Origin of the sequence: Sphaerisporangium sp. B11E5, assembly GCF_039871875.1 — a bacterium.
In the GTDB taxonomy this organism is placed as follows: Bacteria; Actinomycetota; Actinomycetes; order Streptosporangiales; family Streptosporangiaceae; genus Sphaerisporangium.
Window position 1 is genome coordinate 353,131 of record NZ_JBDPMD010000002.1, and the last position, 19,554, is coordinate 372,684.

General features: G+C 68.7%; 15 protein-coding genes and 1 tRNA gene. 13 read left to right on the forward strand and 3 right to left on the reverse strand.

From position 1 onward, the window contains the following. The first annotated feature begins 826 nt into the window (after positions 1-826). Positions 827-1,759, forward strand: coding sequence for a site-specific integrase (locus ABGB17_RS03660; protein WP_347626260.1), 933 nt, complete (start codon positions 827-829; stop codon positions 1,757-1,759). Between the two features lie 88 nt (positions 1,760-1,847). Here the strand turns inward: ABGB17_RS03660 and ABGB17_RS03665 are convergent. Then, positions 1,848-1,921 (reverse strand) — tRNA-Gly (locus ABGB17_RS03665). A gap of 97 nt (positions 1,922-2,018) precedes the next feature. On the opposite strand from ABGB17_RS03665, the gene dcd reads away from it, so the two are divergent. The 3 genes from dcd to ABGB17_RS03680 all read left to right on the forward strand — a co-directional run bounded on the left by dcd (position 2,019) and on the right by ABGB17_RS03680 (position 4,558). Continuing rightward, entirely contained in the window at positions 2,019-2,594 is a 576-nt protein-coding gene (gene dcd, locus ABGB17_RS03670; protein ID WP_347626261.1) for a dCTP deaminase, read from the forward strand. A 347-nt stretch (positions 2,595-2,941) separates the two neighbouring features. After that, positions 2,942-3,559, forward strand: a complete 618-nt coding sequence (locus tag ABGB17_RS03675) for a DUF47 family protein (protein WP_347626262.1) — start codon at positions 2,942-2,944, stop codon at positions 3,557-3,559. Further along, the gene (locus tag ABGB17_RS03680) at positions 3,560-4,558 is read left to right on the forward strand and encodes an inorganic phosphate transporter (protein WP_347626263.1); all 999 of its coding nucleotides are present in this window, start codon (positions 3,560-3,562) and stop codon (positions 4,556-4,558) included. A gap of 59 nt (positions 4,559-4,617) precedes the next feature. On the opposite strand, the gene mshD is transcribed toward ABGB17_RS03680, so the two are convergent. Further along, positions 4,618-5,511, reverse strand: coding sequence for a mycothiol synthase (gene mshD / locus ABGB17_RS03685; RefSeq protein ID WP_347626264.1), 894 nt, complete (start codon positions 5,509-5,511; stop codon positions 4,618-4,620). Positions 5,512-5,611: 100 nt separating this feature from the next. Between mshD and ABGB17_RS03690 the strand changes: the two genes are divergently transcribed. Further along, the gene (locus ABGB17_RS03690) at positions 5,612-7,333 is read left to right on the forward strand and encodes a bifunctional metallophosphatase/5'-nucleotidase (RefSeq protein ID WP_347626265.1); all 1,722 of its coding nucleotides are present in this window, start codon (positions 5,612-5,614) and stop codon (positions 7,331-7,333) included. Between the two features lie 104 nt (positions 7,334-7,437). On the opposite strand, the gene ABGB17_RS03695 is transcribed toward ABGB17_RS03690, so the two are convergent. Then, positions 7,438-8,157 (reverse strand): response regulator transcription factor, encoded by a 720-nt coding sequence (locus ABGB17_RS03695; RefSeq protein WP_347626266.1) that lies wholly within the window; start codon positions 8,155-8,157, stop codon positions 7,438-7,440. Between the two features lie 312 nt (positions 8,158-8,469). Here ABGB17_RS03695 and ABGB17_RS03700 point away from each other — a divergent pair, with 312 nt between their 5' ends. From ABGB17_RS03700 to ABGB17_RS03735, 8 genes are all read left to right on the forward strand, one after another. Beyond that, positions 8,470-8,727, forward strand: coding sequence for a MoaD/ThiS family protein (locus ABGB17_RS03700; RefSeq protein ID WP_347626267.1), 258 nt, complete (start codon positions 8,470-8,472; stop codon positions 8,725-8,727). Positions 8,728-8,792: 65 nt separating this feature from the next. After that, positions 8,793-9,470, forward strand: coding sequence for a DUF2993 domain-containing protein (locus ABGB17_RS03705; RefSeq protein WP_347626268.1), 678 nt, complete (start codon positions 8,793-8,795; stop codon positions 9,468-9,470). Positions 9,471-9,501: 31 nt separating this feature from the next. Further along, the gene (locus ABGB17_RS03710) at positions 9,502-10,014 is read left to right on the forward strand and encodes a sigma-70 family RNA polymerase sigma factor (RefSeq protein ID WP_347626269.1); all 513 of its coding nucleotides are present in this window, start codon (positions 9,502-9,504) and stop codon (positions 10,012-10,014) included. Beyond that, on the forward strand, positions 10,011-10,859 hold the full coding sequence (locus ABGB17_RS03715) for a zf-HC2 domain-containing protein (protein ID WP_347626270.1): 849 nt from the start codon (positions 10,011-10,013) through the stop codon (positions 10,857-10,859). Before ABGB17_RS03710 ends, ABGB17_RS03715 begins: the two co-directional genes overlap by 4 nt. A 36-nt stretch (positions 10,860-10,895) precedes the next feature. Further along, entirely contained in the window at positions 10,896-11,225 is a 330-nt protein-coding gene (locus ABGB17_RS03720) for a thioredoxin family protein (protein ID WP_347626330.1), read from the forward strand. A gap of 357 nt (positions 11,226-11,582) precedes the next feature. Further along, the gene (locus tag ABGB17_RS03725; protein ID WP_347626272.1) at positions 11,583-12,422 is read left to right on the forward strand and encodes a sulfurtransferase; all 840 of its coding nucleotides are present in this window, start codon (positions 11,583-11,585) and stop codon (positions 12,420-12,422) included. After that, positions 12,419-12,724, forward strand: coding sequence for a DUF1416 domain-containing protein (locus ABGB17_RS03730; RefSeq protein WP_347626273.1), 306 nt, complete (start codon positions 12,419-12,421; stop codon positions 12,722-12,724). Before ABGB17_RS03725 ends, ABGB17_RS03730 begins: the two co-directional genes overlap by 4 nt. 412 nt (positions 12,725-13,136) lie before the next feature. Next, complete coding sequence (locus ABGB17_RS03735; protein WP_347626274.1) at positions 13,137-19,553, forward strand: RHS repeat-associated core domain-containing protein; 6,417 nt, start codon at positions 13,137-13,139, stop codon at positions 19,551-19,553. Position 19,554: the final 1 nt, after the last annotated feature.

Below are 19,554 nucleotides of genomic sequence, written 5' to 3' on the forward strand. Positions count from 1 at the left end.
CGACGCCGAAGGCGCCCTTGACTCGGTGGCCTCAACCGGGACACTCGACCAGCGAGGAGGACGGAGCCTGCCGGCATAAGCCCGGGTGATCCGAACAGCTTTGGAGCCATCTGAGCTGCAACGCAAATATTCCATCTAGTTACGCTTGAGGAAGCGGAGTGGGGGTGTATCCTTGCTTGAGGACGTATTGTCGGTGTACCACTTGACGTAGTCCGCGCCCCTTCGGAGTCTTGCCAATGTGTGCGTAGGCGCTGTCGGAGCTCATCGCTGGGGAAGCCCTTACCAAGGGCACGCCCCCAAGGCGCCTGGAATTGGCGCTGATTTCCTGGTCCTATTTGGGCTGGAATCGGCGATGAGCACGGCTCCCGACTTCAGCCCCATTTGAGAGGCTGAAGTTGATGACGGGCATCAGCTCTTACGTCGGTTACGTAGTGCTTGGCACGATCGGCACCACATTATTGCTAGTGCTCGGCCGACTACTGGCTTTGCTCATAGTGCTGCGTGGTTCTAGGCCGGACGAGCGAGAGCCTCTTGTGCTTGCGGTAGGTCGGCTTTTCTATCCGCGGGCGTCGCTGCGCCGTGCCGTGACGAAGGAATCGAGATATCCACGCGGACTGACGCGCTCGGCCGACCCTACAGATCCCAACTCGTCCTTATAACGATGCCGTAGAGCGAGCGCACGCTCTTAGTTTGATGGGTGCGGCATGGTATGGCGGGTGCAACACGCAGTGGGCGGGCCGTTCCGCTGCGGGTCGGGACCGGCCGGAGGCCGCAGCCCGGCCCGCGGGCGAGGGGCCGCGCGGCGGCGCGGAGCGCTGCCGCCTTGATGGCCGCCAAGGCGTACCGGCTGTTGCGCGCGGTCCTCATGACGGCCGTTGATGAAGACCACATCATGCAGCGCAACCCGTGCCGGATCCGCGGGGCCGGTGACGAGCATGCGGAGGAACGTCCCGTGCTCACCGTGGGGCAGGTCTTCGAGCTGGCTGACCGCGTGGGCCGACGACCCGTGGGCAACATCCGGTGTCTCAGCCAGGGGCAGGGCTACCGGCTCCGATTCCAGCGGTATGGCGAGATGCGCACCTATCCCGAGGTCTTCGCCACTCGGGCCGAAGCGGAACGGGCGCACTGGGCGTTGGTCGACAAGGGGCAGGCCGACTGCACCCATGACCGGCGGTTCCGCGCATTCGTCCTGCTGGCCACGTTCGCGAGTCTTCGATGGGGCGAGATCATCGCGCTGACCCGCAGTGACATCGACCTCAGAGCGGGAACGGCGCGGGTGCGTGCGGCCTATGTCGAACGCTCGACCGGGCCGCTAGTGCTCGGGCCTCCCAAGTATAAGGCTGGCCGACGCATCGTCGGCGTCCCGCAAGCGATCATTCCGGCGCTCCGCGAACACCTCGGCACCTTCGTGAAGGCGGAGCCCGGCGCGCTGGTCTTCTCCGGGATCAAGGGCGGTCCGCTCCGGCGTAGCGGCTTCAACCGGCTCGCGTCATGGCGGGAAGCCGTTCGGGTCATCGGTGCGGAGGGTCTCCACCTTCACGATCTCCGGCACACCGGAAACATGATCGCGGCAGAGTCCGGCGCGGGCCTCAAGGATCTGATGGCGCGAATGGGCCACGACAACGTGAGGGCCGCGATGATCTACCAGCACGCCGTACGGGGGGCCGACAAGTCGATCACGGACGCGATCGACAAGCACATCACCGGAGAGGGGGAGGACGACGACGGGTCGGCGGGCCTGCTCGTGCCCGTGGGCTAATTGCACGTTAATTGCATGGAAGATCGATTAGGCCCAGAAACAATCAAGGCCCGGGTCGGGAGTGGATCCCTGACCTGGGCCTTCGCAGTGGAGCGGGTGACGGGAATCGAACCCGCGCTGTCAGCTTGGGAAGCTGATGTTCTGCCATTGAACTACACCCGCGTCGGATGACGGGGTCTACTGTAGCGGATCCTTGGGGGTGTGGGGGGATGGATGGGTTGTGGGGGTGGGGGGTGTGGGGGGTTGGTAGGTTGCTGAGGTGCTGCTTTCGGATGGGGATGTTCGGGCGGAGATCGCTTCGGGGCGGGTCGTGGTTGATCCGTTTGATGAGGAGATGGTGCAGCCGTCCAGTGTGGATGTGCGGTTGGATCGGTATTTTCGGGTGTTTGAGAATCATCGGTATCCGCACATCGATCCGTCTGTGGAGCAGGCGGAGCTGACTCGGCTGGTGGTGCCGGAGGGGGATGAGGCGTTCATTCTGCATCCGGGGGAGTTCGTGCTGGCCTCTACCTATGAGGTGATCGGGCTGCCGGACGACATCGCGGGGAGGCTCGAAGGGAAGTCGAGTTTGGGGCGGCTGGGGTTGCTCACGCACTCTACGGCGGGGTTCATCGATCCGGGGTTCGAGGGGCATGTGACGTTGGAGTTGTCCAACGTGGCGACGTTGCCGATCAAGTTGTGGCCGGGGATGAAGATCGGGCAGTTGTGCATGTTCCGGCTCAGTTCGCCGGCGGAGCATCCCTACGGGAGTGAGCGGTACGGGTCGCGGTACCAGGGGCAGCGGGGGCCGACGCCCAGCCGGTCGTTCCTGAACTTTCATCGGACGGTGGTCTGACACGGTCGAGGCGCCAGGCCGCGCGCGCCTGAGGGGGTGTGTGCGGGCTGGTTGTGTGGATTGGTGTGCTTGCGGGGGGTGTTCGAGGTATCACGGATGGGTAGTGCGGGACAGGCGGGGGGCGGGTGTGGGAGGTTTGCAGGGGTTTGGGATGGTTTGTGGTGATTGGGGAGGAGTCAGGGATGGGGCGAGCAGGGGGGACGGATGTGCGGGGACGGATCGGGTACGGAAGGTGTCCTGGAGGGAAAGGGAGGGTTACATGCGCGTGTGCAAGGCACGAACTTCGCATTTCAGCCCGTACCCCTTAACCTTCTCTGCGGACAGTCCCCGCACATCTGGAGAACGACGTGCGCCTGCGACTCACGCCACGTGAGGACAGCTACTATGATCTGTTCGCCGATTCGGCGAACAATCTCGTCACCGCTTCCCGCCTGCTGGTGGAGATCATCAGTGACGGCTCGGACAGGGAATCCCTGGCCGAGAAGATGCGTGCGTGCGAGCACGCCGGTGACGAGCGTACTCACGCGATCATGAAGCGTCTCAACGAGAGCTTCATCACGCCGTTCGACCGCGAGGACATATACCGTCTGGCGTCCAATCTCGACGACGTCATGGACTATATGGAAGCCGCCGCCGACCTCATCGTCCTGTACAAGATCGACCACCTTCCCAAGGAGGTCGTCCGGCAGGTCGAGGTGCTCGAACGCGCCGCGGAGCTCACCGCGGAGGCCATGCCGCGGCTGCGGTCGATGAAGAACCTCAACGAGTACTGGATCGAGATCAACCGCCTGGAGAACCAGGGCGACCAGGTCTACCGGCGTCTGCTCGCCAAGCTTTTCGGCGGCGAGTACGACGCGCTCACCGTCATGAAGATGAAGGAAGTCATCGATCAGCTCGAGATGGCCGCCGACGCCTTCGAGCACGTCGCGAACACGATCGAGTCGATCGCGGTCAAGGAAAGCTAAGTGGAGCTCGCGCTAGTCATCGGCGTGATCGTGGTGGCCCTGGTGTTCGACTACACCAACGGTTTCCACGATGCCGCCAACGCGATCGCGACCTCGGTCTCGACCCGCGCCCTCAGCCCGCGTGCCGCCCTTCTCATGGCGGCCGGCATGAACTTCGTCGGTGCCCATATCAGTACGGAAGTGGCCAGGACCGTCGGCACCGGCATCATCGAGCCCCCGACCGGCACGCACGGCCTGGTCATCGTGGGCTCGGGCCTGGTCGGCGCCATCGTGTGGAACCTCATCACGTGGTTCTTCGGGCTGCCCTCCTCCAGCAGCCACGCCCTGATCGGCGGCCTGGTCGGCGCGGCTCTCGCGGCGTCCACCGGCATCCTGTGGAGCGGCGTGGTGGAGAAGGTGGTGATCCCGATGGTGGTGTCGCCCCTCGTCGGCTTCCTGCTGGGCGGCATCATCATGATCGCCATTCTCTGGATCTTCCGCCGGGCCAACCCACACAGGGCGACCCGCGGCTTCCGGTACGCCCAGTCGGTCTCGGCGGCGGCCATGGCGCTCGGCCACGGCCTGCAGGACGCGCAGAAGACGATGGGTGTCATCTTCCTGGCCCTGTACACCGGCGGGTACGTCGCCTCCGGCGACCCCATCCCGCAGTGGGTCATCCTGGCCGCGGCCACCGCGATCTCACTCGGCACGTACGCGGGTGGCTGGCGCATCATGCGCACCCTCGGCCGGCGCATCATCCACCTGACCCCCGCCCAGGGGTTCGCGGCCGAGACGGCGGCGTCGGTGGTGCTGTACACGATGGCCATCGCGGCCAAGGCCCCGATCTCGACGACGCACACCATCACCAGCGCCATCATGGGCGTCGGCGCCACCAAGCGGCTGTCGGCGGTCCGGTGGGGCGTGGCGGGCAACATCCTGGTCGCGTGGGTGCTCACCATCCCGGCGGCGGCGGTCGTGGCGGCGTTGTCCTACTGGGTGCTCCACTGGATGGTGGAGTAACCGAATTGTTACTGAAAACCGTGGAATACGCACGGTACTGGTGAGGGCACGGCGGGCTGTCACCGCCGCCGGTACATCACGTCGACGTCCCAGCGGGTGAAACCGAGCGCGGTGTACACCCCGATGGCGGCAGGGTTGTCCTCGTCGACGTACAACATCACCTCGGCCAGCCCCCGCGCCCGCAGGTACGTGAGCCCGGCGATGGTCAGCGCCTTGCCCAGCCCGCCGCCCTGCTCGGCGGGGTCCACGCCCACGACGTAGACCTCGCCGACGGGCTCGTGCCCCTCCTCGGCGTGGATCTTCGTCCAGTGGAAGCCCACCGGCCGCGGCGGGTCGTCCCGGACGGCGAGGAAGAACCCGGCGGGTTCGAACCACGGCTCCTCCTGGCGTAGCCGCAGGTCATCGGCGGTCCACGCCCCCTGCTCGGGGTGGTGGGCGAACGCCCGGGCGTTGAGCTTCAGCCACGCCTCGTCGTCGGCCCCGGGACGGAAGGCCCGCAGCCGCACCCCGGCGGGCAGGCGTACCGGCGGCAGCGGCTCGGCCAAGGGGCGCCGCATGCGCCACAGCGACCGGGCCCGGGTGAAGCCCAGCGCGGACGCCAGCCGCCCGGCCGCGGGGTGGTCCCCGTGCGCCCACAGGCTGAGCCGCCCGCCCGCCTCGTCCAGCGTGGCCTGGAGAAGCGAGCGCCCGAGCCCGCGTCCGCGGAAGTCCGGATGGACGACGAGCTCGCCGCTCGGCCCGTCGTCGCCGGGGTCGATGTGCGCGAACCCCGCGAGGGCGGCGCCGTCGTACAGCAGCAGTGCCCGCGCGCCGGGGCCGCCGCCGTGGCGCAGGTGGAGCATCGCGTGCTCGTTGAGGGGGCGGACCGCGTCGGCCCGGGTGGCGGCCTCGACCAGGGCGGTCACGGCCGCGGCTTCCGTCTCGTCCAGCCGTTCGCGGAGGTCCACTCTCATGGCCGAACTCTAATCTGGCGAAAGACGCCATCAACTGGCGGGGTAAATCGTTACCTGTGGTTCGTTTTAAGCTGGGCTCACATCCCTAGTCTCGTGGGCTATGAGCTCAGGAACGTTCCTGCGGACCGCGGCCGTCGGCCTCATCGCCGCCGCCGGTCTCGCGGTCGCCGTCATCCCCGCGTCGGCGCACCCCAAGCCTCCGAAGCCTCCTGTGACGGTCCCCGTCCGGCTGGTCGCCATCAACGACTTCCACGGCAACCTGGAGCCCCCCACCGGTTCCGGCGGCGCCATCGTGAACGAGAGCGGCACGTCCGTCCCCGCGGGCGGCGCCGCCTACATGGCGACGCACCTGAAGTCGCTGGTGAACCAGGACACCGCCGTCGTGGCCGCGGGCGACCTGATCGGCGGCACGCCGCTGATCTCCGCCGCGTTCCACGACGAGCCCACCGTCGAGCTGCTCGGCAAGCTCGGCCTGGACGTGTCCGCGGTCGGCAACCACGAGTTCGACGAGGGCATCGCCGAGCTCAGGCGCATCCAGAAGGGCGGCTGCCACCCCGTCGACGGTTGTTCCCCGGCGGGCCGCTGGAAGGGCGCCGAGTACGAGTACCTCGGCGCCAACGTCCTGAAGGAGGACAGCGGCCGGTACGCCATCCCGCCGGTCGCCATCAAGAAGATCAACGGCGTGAGGGTCGGCTTCATCGGGCTGGTCACCCAGACCACCCCGACCATCGTGACCGCCGCCGGCATCGAGGGCCTGGAGTTCGCCGACGAGGTCGAGTCGGGCAACCGCGCGGCCGCGCTGCTGCGCAGGGCGGGCGTGAAGGCCATCGTGGCGCTGGTGCACGAGGGCGACTCGGTGACCCCGAACCAGAGCCCGGACGCCTGCCCGGTGACCCCGGCCGCGGGCACCCGCATCGCGCAGGGCCTCAGCCCGGACGTGGACGTGGTCGTCATGGGCCACTCCCACCAGGCCTACATCTGCAAGACGCAGGACCCGGCGGGCCACGACCGCTACTTCACCCAGGGCTCGTCGTTCGGCCGGGTGCTCACCACCCTCGATTTCAAGGTGGACAAGAAGACCGGTGAGGTGGTCCGCTCCTCGGTGGTGCCGGACAACCACGTCGTCACCCGCGACGTGACGCCGGACGCGGCGACCGCCACGTTCGTGCAGACCTGGAAGGACCGGGTCTCCACGGTGGCCAACAAGCCGATCGGCACCATCACCGCCGACATCGGCAGGACCGCGGCCCCCACCGGCGAGACCCCGCTCGGCGACCTCATCGCCGACGCGCAGCTCGAGGCCACCAAGACCGGCGGCAACGCCGAGATCGCGCTGATGAACCCGGGCGGCGTGCGCGCCGACCTGACCTTCGCCCAGAGCGGGTCGGAGGGCAACGGCGTGGTGACGTACGGCGAGGCGTTCACCGTGCAGCCGTTCAACAACCTCATGCAGGTCGTCACGCTGACCGGCGCGCAGCTCGACGCGCTGCTCGAGCAGCAGTGGCAGGGCACCACCACCCGCATCCTGCAGCCGTCGGCGTCGCTGACCTACACGATGAACCTCTCGCAGCCGGTCGGCTCGCGGATCTCGGACATCAAGGTCAACGGCACGGCGGTCACCGCCACCCAGCAGATCCGGGTCGCCGCCAACAACTTCCTGGTGGGCGGCGGCGACGGCTTCAGCGTCTTCCGTGACGCCGTCAACGCGGGCGGCGCCGACCTGTGGAGCGGGCCGCTGGACATCGACGCACTGGTGAGCTACTTCGGTGCCCACTCGCCGATCGCCCCGCCGGCGACCAACCGCATCACGCTCGCCGGCTAGCACGTTCCCGGGCCCGCCCTCCCCCCGGGGGACGGGCCCACGACGCCGTCAGATCATCGCGGTGTGCCGGGTCGTCCGTCACGGACGATCCGGCATCTCGCTTCCTAGCGGTGGACGGGCGCGGGCTCGCGGTCGTCGAGCTGCTCGCCGCCGCGGTCCGGCACGAAGCGGTACCCGACGTTGCGCACGGTGCCGATCAGCGACTCGTACTCGGCGCCCAGCTTGGCGCGCAGCCGCCGCACGTGGACGTCCACGGTACGGGTGCCGCCGAAGTAGTCGTACCCCCATACCTCCTGCAGCAACTGGGCGCGGGTGAAGACCCGGCCGGGGTGCTGCGCGAGGTACTTGAGCAGCTCGAACTCCTTGAACGTCAGGTCCAGGGCCCGGCTGCGCAGCCGAGCCGTGTAGGTGGCCTCGTCGATCGACAGATCGCCGCTGCGGATCTCGTCCGGGACCTCTTCGCTCGCGGAGATGGACATGCGCCCGACGGCGAGACGCAGGCGCGCCTCGACCTCCGCCGGTCCCGCCGTGTCGAGGAGAACGTCGTCGGCTCCCCATTCGGCGGTCATGGCGGCCAGGCCGCCTTCGGTGACGATCACCATCAGCGGGCAGTCGATGCCGGTGGTGCGCAGGAGGCGGCACAGGCTCTTGGCATGTACGAGCTCCCTCCGTGCGTCCACCAGCACGGCGTCCGCCGGCGGCGCGTCGATCAGGGCGGACGCCTCGGCGGGCGCCACGCGGACCGAGTGAAGGAGCAGCCCGAGTGCGGGCAGGACCTCAGCAGAGGGCTCCAAAGCGTTGGTGAGCAGCAGCAGGTTACTCACAGCACCTCCTCATCCAGAGGCTGATCGGGAAGTGAGTGGACACGGCATCGCTCACTCACCGCATCGCCTCCTTCCCGCGTTGTGACGGCACAGCCGTACAAAACACGTAAAGGACCCGGGGGCTTCATCGCCCAGGTCCCGTCAGTACGTGAGGATAGCCCACGGGAAAGATGCGTCCATAGGCAGGTCACCGGTGAACGACGTCTCACGATGGAAATACGCGGGAAATACGCGTAACCGGGTCCTTGCCGTGTGTTACCAACGTACGGCGGGGCGCGACCGGATGTCTCCGCAGGCAAGGGCAGGTCACTGATGGCAAAAGGCACGGTCCGGTACTGGGCGGCGGCCAAGGCGGCCGCGGGGGTCGCTGAGGAGCCGTTTGAGGCGACCACTCTGGCTGATCTGGTGGCAAAAATCACACTAAAATATGAGAATCCGGATTTAGAGCGTGTCCTCAACCGGTCGTCGTTCCTCGTGGACGGCGACCCCGCGGGCACCCGGGACCCGCGCACGGTCGCGCTCAAGGACGGCGCGGTCGTGGAGGTCCTGCCGCCCTTCGCCGGCGGGTAGCGTTTCGCCGCCCGGCCGCGGGGGAGTGGGCCGGGCGCGGGCAGGTGGATCCTCGAAGGAGTCGGATGCGCAAGTTCCTGATCTTCCTCATCCTGCTGGGTGTGGTGCTCGCCGTCCTCGACCGCGTCGCCGTGGCCGGGGTGGAACGTGAGATCGCCCGCCAGGTCGCGGCCAAGTACGACCTGTCCGACGAGCCCGAGGTCGAGGTGCGCGGCATCCCCTTCCTCACCCAGGCCGTCGCCGGGCGCTACGAGGAGATCGGGGTGAAGATCGGTGGCCTGTCCACGCCGGACGGCGCCCGGATCTCCCGCATCGACGCCGTGCTGTACGGCGTGCGCGCCCCCCTGATGGACCTCATCCAGAGCCCCGCCACCGCCGACATCCGCGCCGACCGCGTCACCGGCATCGTGGTGATCTCCAAGGAGACCCTGGACTCCCGCGCCCCGCGCGGCCTGAAGGTCACCGGGGGCGGCGACGACTCCCTCAACGTCACCGGCAAGATCGTCGTGGCGGGCGTGGAGTTCCCGGTCAACGCCAAGATGAAGATCCAGGTGGTGCCGGGCGGCATCAGGCTCACCCCGGAGAGCGTCAACGGCGCGAAGGTGCCGGACGCCGCGCGCCTGCTCAGTTTCAACGTGCCCATCAAGGATCTCCCGCTCAGCCTGGAGATCGAGAGCGTGCGGAGCACCTCGGAGGGCCTCGCCGTCGAGGGCACCGCGACGGACGTGCCGCTACGTGCCTGAACCGGACGGCCCCGCGATCCGTCATGAGGATGTGAGCCCCGCCGGAACAGCCGACGAGCAGCTTATAAGGACACTTTTCGACGAGCACGCGGGGTCGCTCTACGGTTACGTGTTGCGACTGACCGGGGATCCGGGCAAGGCGGAGGACGTGGTGCAGGAGACGCTGCTGCGGGCGTGGAAGCATCCGGACATGCTGGAGGGCCGTCCGGTCCGGGCCTGGCTGTTCACCGTCGCCCGCAACCTGGTGGTCGACCACCACCGCGCCCGCAAGTCCCGGCCCCCGGAGACCGGCGACGAGGCGCTGGCCGTGATCCCGGCCGACGACGAGCTGGACCGCGCCGTGGAGTCGTGGGCCATCGCCGACGCCATCGCGGCCCTGCGCCCCGAGCACCGTGAGGTGCTCGTCGAGACCTACTACCGCGGACGATCGGTGAAGGAGGCGGCCGAGATCCTCGGCATCCCGGCGGGCACCGTCAAGTCACGCACGTACTACGCCCTGCGTGCGCTCAAGCTCGCCTTGGAGGAACGGGGACTGGCGCCATGACGTGCGAGGAGGTACGGATGTCGCTCGGCGCGCACGTGCTCGGCGCGCTGGAGCCGCGGGAGGCCCTCCTGGTGGAGGCGCACCTGGCGACCTGCGCGGGCTGCCGGGACGAGCTGGAGGAGCTCGGCGGGCTGACCGCCATGCTCGCCAAAGTCGGCGAGGAGGACATCGAGCAGGCGGGACGGCCACCGCACGCGGTGCTCGACCGCCTGATCGCCACGTCGGTGCGGCGCCGCCGGCTCAACCGCGCCGTGCTCGGTCTCGCGGCCTCCCTGGTCGTGGTCGCCCTCGGTGGCACGGCCTTCCTCGCCCTCGCCGGCGACGGGCCCGGCGAGCACGCCTCCGCGCCCGCCGCGCTGGCCCAGCCGACGCCGAGCCCCGCGGTGAGCGCCGACACGCAGGGACGCGGCGCCCCTGAGGCCGCGGACCAGCCGATGCTCGCCACGGGCACGGCCGCGCCGCACGGCATGGCCTCGCCCCCGCAGGGCCGTGTGGGCTCCGACCCGGCCGGCTCGCCCGCGGCCCAGAAGGACGCCGCCGCGCGCATGTTGTCCGGCGAACGGGCCGGCGTGCGCGCCGACCTCACCCTGACCCCCCGCGGCGCCGAGGGCACCTCGATCGTGATCCGGCTGTCCGGCGTGCCGGACGGCACCTCCTGCCGCGTCACCGCCGTCGGGCTGGACGGCACCAAGGCCCCCGCGGGCGGCTGGACCGTCGATCAGGCCGACTACCGCGACGGCACGGCCACGTTCACCGGCCAGACCGAGCTGAGCGCCGAGACGATCGAGGGTTTCGAGATCAGCACCTCGACCGGCAAGCGGCTGCTGTGGCTACCCTTGCGGTAGCGCCGCCCGTCCGCGGTGCGCGCGGTGAGGGGTCAGATGGAGACCGTGTCGGCGGCCGATCTCGGCGCCGAGCTGGGTGAACGCGCCACCCTGGTGCACTTCTCCACGGCGTTCTGCCAGCCGTGCCGTGCCACCAGGCGGGTGCTGGGGGAAGTGGCGGGCATGGTCGCCGGGGTGCGCCACGTCGAGGTGGACGCCGAGTCGCGGCTCGACCTGGTCAGACGGCTCGGCGTGGAGAGCACGCCGACGGTGTTCGTGCTGGACGCGGCGGGCACGGTGATGAAGAGAGCCGCCGGGCTTCCCCGTAAAGCAGATGTGATCGCGGTGCTCGGGCGCACGGTATCTCACGAAACGGACGCGACGTGACAGATTCCGAGACCGGAGGTACTGTCGTGGACATGACATCCTCGACAGAGCTGACGAAGCGGCGGGCGGTCGATTTCTGCCGCGTCGCCACCGCGCTCTGTCGCACTGCCTGAGGGCGATCCGTCGCGGTCCGTACCGCCACCGATCTGAAGAGTGCCCGTTCCCATCGGCACGACCCCTTCAGGAGCATCCCGTCATGCAGGTTGACCCAGCAGGCTCGCGCCTAGGCGCGATCGTGTCCTGCCCACGGGCCGGCGGCCTGCTCGCCACGTTCCTGAACCGCGTCCCGGCCCTGCCGGCCGGTGCCCCGACGTACTTGATCACACCGCCGCTAACCCGATAACGGGAGGTTCCCCAATGAGCCGCTCCGCCGTACTGGTGGACGCCGAATGGGTCGAGGCCAACCTCGACACCCCTGGTGTCGTGCTCGTCGAGGTCGACGAGGACGCCAGTGCCTACGACAAGGGCCACATCCGTGGCGCCGTGAAGATCGACTGGAAGAAGGACCTGCAGGACCCGGTCCGCCGTGACTTCGTGGACCGTGAGGGCTTCCAGGCCCTGCTCTCGGCTCGGGGCATTTCGAACGACGACACCGTGGTGCTGTACGGCGGCAACAACAACTGGTTCGCCGCCTACGCCTACTGGTACTTCAAGCTGTACGGCCACGAGAACGTCCGCCTGCTGGACGGCGGCCGCAAGAAGTGGGAGCTCGACTCCCGCGAGCTGGTGACCGAGGTGCCCGCGCGTCCCGCGACGCAGTACACCGCCAAGGACCAGGACCTCACGCTGCGCGCCTTCCGCGACGACGTCGTCAACGCGATCGGCAAGCTCAACCTCGTGGACGTGCGCTCGCCCGACGAGTTCACCGGCAAGCTGCTCGCGCCGGCCCACCTGCCGCAGGAGCAGGCGCAGCGCGCCGGCCACATCCCGACCGCGCGCAACATCCCGTGGTCCAAGGCGGCCAACGACGACGGCACGTTCCGCTCCGACGACGAGCTGCGCACGCTGTACGGCGAGGCCGGTGTCGACTTCGGCAAGGACACCATCGCCTACTGCCGCATCGGTGAGCGCTCCGCGCACACCTGGTTCGTCCTGCACGAGATCCTCGGGCAGGCCAACGTCAAGAACTACGACGGTTCTTGGACCGAATACGGCTCGCTCGTAGGCGTGCCGATCGAGCTCGGGGAGGCCCGATGACCACCGCCGCACAGGGATGCGCCGCACCGGAGCAGACCGTAGCGCTGCCCGCCGGCATCGACCTGGCCACCCAGGCCGTGATCCAGGGCGTCGTCACCGGCGCCGGCACCGCGTACGCCCGCCTGCTCGACCACTCCGGTGAGTTCACCGGCGAGGTCGTCGTCTCCGACGAAGGCATCTTCCGCTTCTTCGCCGCCCCCGGCTCCTGGACCGTCCGCATCATCGCGGGCGGCGGCAGGACCAAGGACGTCGCGGTGGAGGCCCGCCTCGGCGAGGTCTCCCAGCTCCAGGTCGCCGTCTGACCTTCGCCCACACATCCGAAGCCTGAGGGTCGGCATTCCCACTGGGGACGTCGGCCCTCAGGCGTTGCGGTGCTGTCCAGCAAGTCTCACGAACGCCGCTGGGCCCGGGCAGGCCTCGGCAGGTTCGAGGATGCGGGCCATATCATTATTTGGCGTGCATATCGCGATATGTGTCCCTTAGTGGACATCGAGAGTTATGTCACAACGGATATCATCCGCACTCGTCTAGGCCGCGTCGAACACCCGATCTATCGTCCGATCGCAAGATCCGATGGATTTATGTGACTTTCGAGGAGTTCGCGTGGGTGGGCGGGACGTTTCACTGTTTTCTGTCATTGGCAAACGGCGAAGGAAGACGGGCTGGTCGGCCCGGGGCCTGGCGCTGTTGACGAGCGTGGTGTTGCTCGCCTCGTTGACCGGAACCCCGGAGGTGGCGGCCCAGACGGCGCCCGCAGGCACGACCACCGCGCGTGCGCCGGTGACTGTGCGGCCCGACCGGGCTTCGGCCATCCTCACCGCCCGGTTGCAGAACGCACGGGTGGCCGTCGAGTCCGAGACGACCGAATCATCTTTGACGTACGCCAACCCGGACGGGTCACTGACGGTGGAGGCTGCGTCCGGTGTTGTCCGTGTGCGCGAGGACGGGCAGTGGGTCCCCGTGGACACCACGCTGGTGGAGTCGGGCGGAGTCTTCCGGCCGAAGGCCGCCAAGGCGCAAGTGGAGTTCTCCGCGGGAGGAGCGGACGCGCCGCTCGCCGCCATCGCCCAGAACCCGGACAAGCGGTTCGGACTGCGCTGGCCGTCGGAACTGCCCACGCCGCAGGTGGCCGGAAACATCGCCACGTACCCAGGAGTGGACGGTGAGGGCGGAACCGACCTGGTGGTCACCGCCCTTCCGACCGGCTTCCGTTTCGACCTGGTCGTTCGGCAGCGCCCTACCGGCGACCTACGGTTCACCTTTCCCGTCGAGGCGCGGGGCTTGAAGCTCGGTGAGGCCGCCGGGGGCACGCTGGAGCTCACCGACGACGAGGGGGAGCTCGCCGCCGCCGCACCGAAACCGGTCATGTACGACTCTCCCGCCACGGCGAGCGAGTCAGGACCGGTCCGCAGCGGCCCTCTCTCGGTGAAAGTCGAGTCCCGGGACGGCGGCCAGGTGCTCGTCCTGGAGCCCGACATGGCCTTCCTGACGGATCCGGCGACCAGGTATCCCGTCACGGTCGACCCGACGATCACGCTGCCCGTGACGACGAGCGCCACGGTCTACTCCGGCACGGGCATAAGCACCAACGGTTCCCTCGACGTTGGCAACCACGACATCAGGTGGGAGGACTTCTCGTCCGAGCGACGGTACTCCCGGGCCCTGCTGGGGTTCGACACGTCGCAACTCGTCGGCAAGACCGTCGTGGACGCCCGGCTGGAGTTGCGCAGCCCGGGTGGTGAGGCCCGCTCCTACCAGGACTACATGTCAGCGTCCGGGCCCACGATTACCAGGACCTACCAGTGCACATATCCGGCCTGGAGCAACCTGACGCAGTACTCCTCCGGCAGCCGGGTGTCGCGGAACAACCGCCACTGGGAGGCGAACAAGACGACCTGGGCCACGCCCACCAGCAGTAGCGCGGACTGGTGGGATCTCGGAGAATGCCCCTCCAGTACGACCACCGGACCGCGGACCGAGCCGTCCATGTCCAGCGGCAACTGGGGCTGCGGCGCCGTCCAGATTCAGGCGCGGCAGATCACCGCCGCGTGGAACAGCGGCGTCGGGTGGTCCGGCAAGCCGGCGACGACCCCCGTCGGTGCCCAGGTCGCCACCGACCCGACGGGATGTTCCGGCTCGTCGCCCTCCCAGCCCGCGCTCTGGCGTTGGCAGGTCACCGACATCGCGAAAGCCTGGGCGGCGGGTGCGGCGGGCCATGGGCTCAGTCTGCAACTGGCTGCCGAGAACACGTCTGTCTCGCCGTTCGAGCGCCTTTTCGACTCCCCGTCCTCGTACGGCGCCGACGTCCGTCCTCCGATGCTCTCGGTCACCTACGCGCTGCCTCCGGAAGCCGGCCCGCTGGTGACATGGCCGTCGGTCACCGCGGCGGACGGCACCGTGCAGGCGACCTCGGTCACTCCGCAACTCCAGGCGCGGTTCACCGATGACGGCATCGTGCGCAGGGTCGAGTTCGACCTCGAACACGACCCGTCCGCGGTCACGCAGGGCACCGGCCAGATCTGGTCCGGCGCGGTGGACGGCGTCCAGGGCAACGGCCCCGCCCTGGTGAGCATGCCGGCCGGGAAACTGCTCGACGGCTGGAAGGTGCGGTGGCGCGCTCGCGCCTTTGACGGCGCGGCGTACTCGGCGTGGACCGCGTGGCAGAACGTCACCGTCGCCGCAGCCGCCGGCGCCACCGGCGTCACGTGTCCCGACTACCCGGCGGGGCAGTGGAGCCCGGTCAAGAGCGGTCCCGCCACCTGCACTGTGACGCTGGTCTCCGGTGGAGCAGTGCCGTTCACCTGGGGGCTGGACGACCCGGCCACCTCCCAGACGGGCAAGGGTACGGGCAGCGCGACGCTGCAGATCTCGCCTCTACAAGGCTGGCACACCTTGTATGTGAAGGTCGGCCGGAACGCGGTGGCCGCGCATTCCTTCGGGGTGGGCGACGGCGCGCTCCTGCAACCGGGCACCGGTACGCACACCCGCCGATCGGTGACCCTGGCGGCCACCGCCCGGCCCACATGGACCGGCGTCCGGTACCAGTACCGCACGGATCTCAGCGCTTCCGGACCCTGGGCCGCCGTGCCCGCCGCAGACGTCACCCCTCCCGGCGGTGGCGCGCCACTGACGTCGTGGCCGTTCACACGTACTGACCCGCAGAACCCGTTCATGGGACTCGTGTGGAACGTCGCGGCGACGCTCGTGTCCGCCGGACGACCGCCGGGGCCCGTGGAGGTGAGGCCCTGCTTCATGGCCGCCGGCACGGCGGACGCATGCGGCCCGGCACGGCTGCTGTTCGTCGATGAGGGCGGCTTCGGTGAGTCCGAGGCGACGGCGGCCCTCGGCCCGGGCAGTGTCTCGCTGCTGACCGGTGATCTCTCCGTCGGCGCCACCGACGCCTCCGTCGGAGGCCTCGGCGTGAGCCGTACCCACACGACACTGAAGCCGTACACCGAACAGGGGGCGGCTGGCGTCTTCGGCCCGGGGTGGTCGGCGGCCTTCCCCGCCCAGTCCGGCCGTTCCTCCCATCAGTTCGACGACCACTCGGCGGAGGGGTACGTCCAGCTCGTCGGACCTGGCCGGGTCATCTCCACCTACCTGCTCGCCGCCGACGGCTCGTTCCGGGGTGTCGGCGATGCCAAGGATGGTTCACGGATCTTCAAGCGGTCCGCGAACGAGTTCGTCTACATCGGCCCGGACGACAGTACGACGACCTGGGTGAAGAACGCCGGCGGGCGGTGGACGGTCAGCACAGTGGAGACCCCCGCCAGTGAGTCGACCGCCAGTTACGTCATCGATGCCTCCGGCCGCTACTCCCGCCTGCTGGCCCCGCCACCCACGGACGTCACATGCACAGGCACCCTGGTGACGGGCTGCCGCGCGCTGGACATCACCTATGCCTCCACCACCACGGCGACAGGCGTGTCCAGCGGCTGGGGCGACTACACGGGCCTGGTCAAGCAACTCACCTACGTGGCGGCCGATCCGGCGGGTGTGATGAGAAGCACCGTCGTGGCGACCTACCAGTACGACTCCACCGGACACCTCAGGAAGGTCACCGACGCGCTGACCGGCCTCGCCGTCGTCTACTACTACACCGGCCAGGGCAGGCTCTCGCAGATCACCCCGCCCGGCGTCGAACCGGTACGGATCGAATACGACACCGCGGGCCGGGTGGCGCACACCGCTCGCACCACTCCGCAGGGCGAATCGGTACAGGCCGTGGCTTACGGAGTACCGCTGACGGGAGCGGCCGCGCCGGTCGACCTCTCTGCCGCCCAGACGGCCACATGGGGTCAGGTGGAGGATCTGCCGGTCACCGGTGCCGCCCTCTTCCCGGCCTCGCACGTCCCGCCTCGGGCGGGTGACGGGTCATACGTGCCGGGTGCCGCGGACTGGCCGTACGCCGGGCTGGCCTATCTGGACGCCGAAGGCCGGCCCGTGAACGGCGCGGCCTTCGGGGCGGGCGGTTGGCAGGTCTCCAGCACCCGATACGACGACCGGGGCAACACGATCTGGGAGCTCACGGCGCGCAACCGCGCACTCGCCCTGAACCCCACCGCAGAGGTGCTTCCCTTCGTGGCCGCCCAGCCGGACCCGGCGGCGCGTGCCAACCTGCTGGCCTCGGTGAACACCTACAACGCCGACAGCGACCAGCTCACTCACCTCGATCCGGCCGCCGAGGTGACGCTCGATTCCGGCAGGGTGGTCGCGGCGCGCGTGCGCACGTCCTACATCTATGACGAGGGCAAGCCCGTCACGGGGACGGACGAGTTCGGGGTGAGCTACGCGGACAAGGACTGGCACCTCGGCACGACCACGAAGATGGAGCCAGTGATCCTGGATGGGGACACGTCCATCGGCGCCGCGGACGTCAGCCTCAGCAAGAACGGGTACGACCCGGTCCAGGCCGGTGACCCCTCCGGGTGGAAGCTGCGCAAGGCCACCACGAGCACCGTGGTGATGAACGGCCAGAGCGACCTTGTGCAGAAGTACCGTTACGACTCCTCCGGGCGGGTGATCGAGAGCCGCGGGCAGGGCAGCAACGGCAACGACGCCGGCACCACCGTTTGGGGCTACTACACGGCCGGCGCCAACTCGGCGTACCCGGCCTGCGCCAACAAGCCGCAGTGGGCGGGTCTGGTCTGTCAGATCGGTCCCAAGGCGCAGCCTGCCGGCCCGCCGCTGGCCACGACGAAGAAGACCTACACCTACTACCTCCAACCCGCGACCGTCACCGAGACCGCCGGCACCACCGTCCGCACCTCGACCTCGGGCTACGACACCACGGGCAGGCTGATCTCGCGCACGCTCACGGTCACCCCGCAGGCCAACGGCGGGACCCCCGTGCCCGGCACCACGTTCGGCTACGACGCGGCGACCGGCCTGCCCACGCAGGTCTCGGCGGGCGGCAAGAGCGTCGTCACGGGCTACGACACGCTCGGCCGTCCGGTGTCGTACACCGACGCCACCGGCAATGTGACCGTCACGGGGTACGACCTCGACGGGCGCGTGGCCAGCGTGAACGACGGCAAGGGCACGACAATCTACGGCTACGACGGCGACGACGCGCTCGGACGGCCGGAGCGTCGTGGACTGCTCACCAGCGTTCAAACCAGCGTAGGCACCTTCCAGGCCGGTTACGACCAGGACGGGCGGCTGGACCTGCGGACGTATCCGAACGGTCTGTGGGCCGGCGACCGATACGACAGCACCGGCCGCCGCACCGGGCTGGCCTACGGCATGGACCGGACGAACTGGTCGCCGTGGCTCCAATTCACCGAGCAGGTGGACGCCGATGGCCAGACGACCGGCACCACGTCACCCGGCGGGCTGCGCCGCTACCGCTACGACCTCGCCGGGCGGCTGATGCGGGTGCAGGAGACCCCCGCCGGCGGTGCCTGCACGACTCGCGTCTACCAACTCGACGTCAACTCCAACCGCACGGGCCTGTCGACTTATCCCGCCGCCGTGGACGGATCGTGCTCGACCACGACCACGCCTATGAGCGAGCAGCACACCTACGACACGGCCGACCGGCTCACCGACGCCGGATACGGCTACGACAATCTGGGACGGACCCTGACCGTGCCCGGCGGGCAGGTCGGTGGCGGGACCGCGCTGACCGCCGCGTACTACGCCAACGACAGGATCGCGACCCTCACGCAGGGATCCCGTTCCCAGACGTTCACCCTCGATCCGGCAGGTCGGATCGACACCACCGTTGTCACCGGCGGGCCCTCGTCCGGGACCGTCGTCAACCACTACTCCGGCGCCGGCGACACACCGGCGTGGATCTCTGAGTCGGACGGTTCCTGGACCAGGAACCTCGAGGTCTTCGGCGGGCTCGCCGCGGTGCAGAGTCCTACGGACACCAAACTGCAGATCGCCGACATGGGCGGCGACATCGTTGCCACGGTCGCGAACGATCCAGCGGCTACCGGCGTTGACTCGTACGCGGAGTTCGCCGAGTACGGCAGCCCCGCCGCCGGTGGCGGCGCCACGCAGAGGTACGGCTGGCAGGGAGAGCAGGCACGGCCGTCGGACGGCATCGGTGGCCTCGTCCTCATGGGCGCCCGGGTGTACAACCCTGCGGTGGGCCGCTTCCTCCAGGTCGATCCGATCCGCGGCGGCTCGGCGAACAACTACGAGTACAGCGCCCAGGACCCGGTGAACAACGGCGACGCGGCCGGGATGTCGGTGGCGAAGAAGCCGAAAAAGAAGAAGAAAAGGGGGAACGGTCAGGCTTGTGACAAGAAGTCCAGCCTAGGGACTGCCGTAATTCCCGACATCAGCAGGCTCGAGGAAGTCTGCTATCGAAACTGGGATAATCCTTGCGATCTCGAGGACTTTCGTAATGATGTCCACGATCTACGGGATGAGAAGATGTTCGGCACCAAGTTGCCGGATCCCGTCAACATGTCGGACAAGCAGACACGGAAGTTCGCGGTGGGCTACTGCGACAAGCTCAACGATGCCATAAAGGATTATATGAAGACCGAAGGCCAAAATAATCGTCTTTGGTCGAGCGCAGGGTTGTCGGCCAGCTCGGTCAGCGCCTCCCGCTTCGGGTCGGTGGTGGCGTGCGGACCGGGCTTCCAGGGGACGTCCTATTACGGCCTCGGCTGAC